Consider the following 4,477-nt stretch of genomic DNA (forward strand, 5'->3'; position numbering starts at 1 on the left):
CAGGTAGTCGGCGGCCTCGGTGAGCCGTCGCCGCTGCGTCGCGGTGAGCCCGGCGTCGCCCGCGTCGCGCGCCGCCAGGATCCCCTCGAGCGAGCCGTACCGGTGCACGAGGGCCGCCGCCGTCTTCTCCCCGATCCCCGGGACGCCCGGCAGGCCGTCGCTCGGGTCGCCGCGCAGCACCGCCATGTCGGCGTACGCCTGGCCGGACGCGACGGAGTACCGCTCGGCCAGCCGGGCCGCGTCGACGACCTCGAGGTCCTTGATCCCGCGCACGGTGTAGAGCACGCGCACGTGCGCGTCGTCGTCGACGAGCTGGAACAGGTCGCGGTCGCCCGTGACGACGTCGACGGCGGCGCGCTCGGCGGCGGGCCGCGCCTTCTCGCGCGCCACGAGCGTGCCGATGACGTCGTCGGCCTCGAAGCCCGGCGCCCCGACGCGCGCGATGCCGAACGCCTCGAGCACCTCGACGATGACCGGGACCTGCGGTGTGAGCAGGTCGGGCACCTCCTCGACGTCCGCGCCGCCGGGCACGGGCTGCGCCACCCGGTGCGCCTTGTACGACGGGATCGCCTCGACGCGGAACGCCGGCCGCCAGTCGTCGTCCCAGCACGCGACGAGCCGCGTCGGCCGTCGGTCCTGGACCAGGCGGGCGATCATGTCGAGCAGCCCGCGCACCGCGTTCACGGGCGTGCCGTCGGGTGCCTTGACCGAGTCGGGCACGCCGAAGAACGCGCGGAAGTACAGCGAGGCGGAGTCGAGCAGCAGCAGCCGTCCGTTCGTCATGCTCGGACCGTACCGGCGTCCGCCGACGCCGCGAGGCGGCAGCGCCCTCCCGCGCCCGTGTGCTCAGGCAGCAGCGGCGGCGGGGGCGCGCGGCGGGAGGCCGAGCTGCTTGCGGAAGAGGCGACGCTGGACGACCCACCCGGCGGCGGCGAGCGCGACCCACGCGACGGCCATGACCACCTGCTCGGCGCCCTCGTCGGGGTGGCGCAGCAGCCCGAAGACCGACGGCCACAGCAGCGCGAGACCGCTCAGCGTGAGGCTCGCCCCCGCGAGCACCGTGAGCCACAGGAGCGCGCGACGGTGGTACTTCTCGGCGAGCGTCGCGGACGCGATCGCGACGGACAGGACCAGGACGCCGCCGAGCACGACGCTGGTCCCGGAGGACCCGAGCGCGGACCACAGCTTGGCGCCGATGACGGCCCCCGCGGCCAGCCCGACGACGAACGTCGCGAACCGGAAGACGAGCGACACCACGAGCCACAGCACGACCGCGACCCCGGCCGCGACGAGCAGGGCCGTGCCCGTCGACGCCCCGGTCGCGTCGGCCACGAAGTACCCGAGCCCGAACCCGGACGCGAGCAGCGCCAGGTTCACGGACCGGATCCCGAAGAAGCAGAGCAGCACCCCGACCGCCAGGACGACCAGTCCTGTGCCCATCGCGCACCCCCTCGCGTCGAGCCCAGGCTAGCGAGCGACGCCTGCGGCGCACCCTCCTGCGCGGGTGAGACGAGGGGGCCGACGGGTCAGGCGCTCGAGCGCACGACGAGCGACGTCGGCAGGGTGATCGCGGCGGGCGCCTCGCCCTCGACGACCTCGAGGAGCAGCCGCACCATCTCCGTCGCGATGCGCTCGAACGGCTGGCGCATGGTCGTGAGCGGCGGGTCGAGGGTCGTGGCGAGGCCGGAGTCGTCGAACCCGCCGACGGCCACGTCGCCGGGGACGGACCGGCCGGACTCGCGCAGCACCTGGATCGCGCCGGCGGCCATGAGGTCGGACGCCACGAACACGGCGTCGAGGTCCGGGCGCCGCGACAGCAGCTCGCGCATCGCGGCGGCGCCGCTCTCGCGCGAGTAGTCGCCGTGCGCGACGAGGGTCTCGTCGAACGCGTCGCCGAGCTCGGCCCGGTACCCCTCGAGCCGCATCTTCCCGCCGGGGGTGTCGAGCGGGCCGGTGATGGTCGCGACGCGCGACCGGCCCTGGTCGAGCAGGTGCCGCGTCATGCGCCGCCCGCCGCCGAGGTCGTCGGCCGCGACGTAGCCGAGCTGCCCCTCGAACCCGAGCGGGATGCCGCACGCGATGGTGGGGATGCCCTGGCGGACGAGCTCCGCGAGGACCGGGCTGCCCGCGTGCGACGAGATGAGCAGGACGCCGTCGACGTGCCCGGCGCCCACGTACGACAGGACCTGGCTCTGCTCCTCGGGCGTGCCGGCCACCATGAGCAGCAGCGGCATCGACCGGCCGGCGAGCGCCTGCGCGGCGCCGCGCAGCAGGATCGAGAACGTCGGGTCCTCGAACAGCAGGTGCTGCGGCTCGGTGAGCAGGAACGCGACGGAGTTGGACCGCCCGGTGACGAGCGAGCGCGCGTGCTGGTTCATCGAGTAGCCGGTCGTGCGGATGGCCTCCTCGACGGCGGCGAGCGCCTCGGGCGACACCCAGTGCCCGCCGTTGATGACGCGGGACACGGTCCCGCGGGACACGCCGGCGGCGGCCGCGACGTCGCGGATCGTGGGGCGTCGGCGCGGCACGGGCGCGGCGGCGTCGGTCGTCGTGTCCATCGGACGGAACTCTATGCGTCGGGCCACGTCGTCAGGCCTTGACCGAGCCGGCGGCGAGGTCGACCTTCCAGTACCGCTGCAGCGTGAGGAACAGCAGGGCGAGCGGGACGATCGACAGCAGCGCGCCGGTGATGACGGACGTGTACATCGCGGGCTGCGACGCCCCCTGGTTGAGCAGGCCGTTGAGGCCGACCGTGATGGGGTACAGCCGGTCGTTGCCGAGCATGATGTACGGCAGCATGAAGTTGTTCCAGATGCCGACGAACTGGAACAGGAACACGGTCACGAGGCCCGGGCCCATGAGCGGCACGGCGATGCGGGAGAACGTCCGCCACTCGCTCGCGCCGTCGGTGCGCGCGGCCTCGAGCAGCTCGTCGGGCACCGAGGCGCCCGCGTAGATGCGGCACAGGTAGATGCCGTACGGGCTGATGAGGCTCGGCAGCAGCACCGACCAGTAGGTGTTGGTGAGGTTCACCTCGGCGAGCAGCAGGTACTGCGGCACCGCGAGCACGACGCCCGGGACGAGGACGCCCGCGAGGATGAGGTTGAAGACCAGCTTCTTGCCGGCGAACCGGTACTTCGCGAGCGCGTAGCCGGCCATCGACGAGACGAGCACGGACACGGCGGCGCCGACGCCCGCGTAGAGCGCGGTGTTCGCCATCCAGCGCCAGTACAGGCCCCCGCGGTACGCCGAGAGCTCGCCGATGTTGTCGAGCAGGTGGGTCGACGGCAGGAACGTGAACGTCGAGAAGAGCTCGGCCGCGGACTTCGACGACGCGACGAGCACCCACGCGACCGGCATGAGGCAGTAGAGCGCGCCGACCAGCAGCACGACGGTGCCGAAGACGGACGGGCGGACCGTGCGCTCGGGCCGCAGGGTGGGCGCCGACGCCGCGGCCGTCGCGCGGTGCGGGGTGGTCGTCGTCGTCACTTCGACTCCTGGGAGAAGGCGCGGCCGTCCTGGACCAGGCGCAGGAACAGGTAGGAGAACGCGAACGTCGCGAGCGCGATCACGACCGACGTGGCCGACGCCGCGTAGATGTCGCCGCGCGTGAACGCGTCGCGGTAGACCTTCATCAGCGGGCTCCACGTCGTGGAGATGGTGTTGCTCAGCGGCCGCAGCGTCATGGGCTCGGCGAACACCTGCAGCGTCGCGATCATCGAGAACAGGAACGTCAGGACGAGCGACGGCATGACGATCGGGATCTTGATCCGCAGCGCGACCATGAGCTCGGACGCACCGTCGAGGCGGGCGGCCTCGTAGAGCTCGCTCGGGATCGCCTTGAGCGCGGTGTAGATGATGATCATGTTGAAGCCGACGCCGCCCCACAGGCCGATGTTCGCGATGGCGAACACGACGAGCCCGGACGACATGACCTCGGGGACGTCCCAGCCGAGCTGGTCGAACACGTAGTAGAACGGGCTGACGCGCGGCAGGTAGAGGAAGCCCCACAGCAGCGACGCGATGACGGCGGGCACCGCGTAGGGCAGGAAGATCGAGATGCGCGAGAAGCCCGTGGCGCGTGTGCGGCGCGAGTCGAGCAGCAGCGCGAACAGCAGCGCGAGGCCGAGCATCGTCGGCACGAGCAGCAGGCCGTAGACGGCGACCCGCCCCACCGACGCGAGGAACTCGGGGTCCTGGAGCGCGCGCGTGTAGTTGGCGAACCCCGCCCACACCTCCTGGCGCGCGCCCGAGCCGAGGCCGAGGCCCTTGACGATCTCGGTGCGGAAGCTGAGGTAGACGGCGTAGCCGATCGGCAGCGCGAGGAACAGCGTGAAGAGCGTGAGCGCCGGCGCGTACCAGTAGAACTTCCCGTCGGCGCCGATCGTGACCTGGCCCGCGAACGCCGCATCCCCGGTGGCCCACGCGAAGACCTCGTCGGGGTCCAGGTTGTCGGCGTAGAGGTCCCAGTCGCCCG

The 4,477-nt window shown here is 72.5% G+C and carries 5 protein-coding genes; all 5 read right to left on the reverse strand.

What is annotated here, in order from left to right; translation table 11 throughout:
- On the reverse strand, positions 1-783 hold a 783-nt coding region (locus tag HGA02_RS11430), incomplete at its 3' end, for a 5'-3' exonuclease (protein WP_168679115.1).
- A 63-nt stretch (positions 784-846) separates the two neighbouring features.
- Positions 847-1,440, reverse strand: a complete 594-nt coding sequence (locus HGA02_RS11435) for a DUF4203 domain-containing protein (RefSeq protein WP_168679116.1) — start codon at positions 1,438-1,440, stop codon at positions 847-849.
- 86 nt (positions 1,441-1,526) lie between these two features.
- Positions 1,527-2,558: a LacI family DNA-binding transcriptional regulator gene (locus HGA02_RS11440; protein ID WP_168679117.1), complete on the reverse strand. Its 1,032-nt coding sequence runs from the start codon at positions 2,556-2,558 to the stop codon at positions 1,527-1,529.
- 31 nt (positions 2,559-2,589) lie between these two features.
- On the reverse strand, positions 2,590-3,489 hold the full coding sequence (locus HGA02_RS11445; protein WP_425483059.1) for a carbohydrate ABC transporter permease: 900 nt from the start codon (positions 3,487-3,489) through the stop codon (positions 2,590-2,592).
- On the reverse strand, positions 3,486-4,385 hold the full coding sequence (locus HGA02_RS11450; RefSeq protein ID WP_343035448.1) for a carbohydrate ABC transporter permease: 900 nt from the start codon (positions 4,383-4,385) through the stop codon (positions 3,486-3,488). Before HGA02_RS11450 ends, HGA02_RS11445 begins: the two co-directional genes overlap by 4 nt.
- Positions 4,386-4,477: the final 92 nt, after the last annotated feature.

Source organism: Cellulomonas septica (assembly GCF_012396155.1).
GTDB classification, from domain to species: domain Bacteria; phylum Actinomycetota; class Actinomycetes; order Actinomycetales; family Cellulomonadaceae; genus Cellulomonas; species Cellulomonas septica.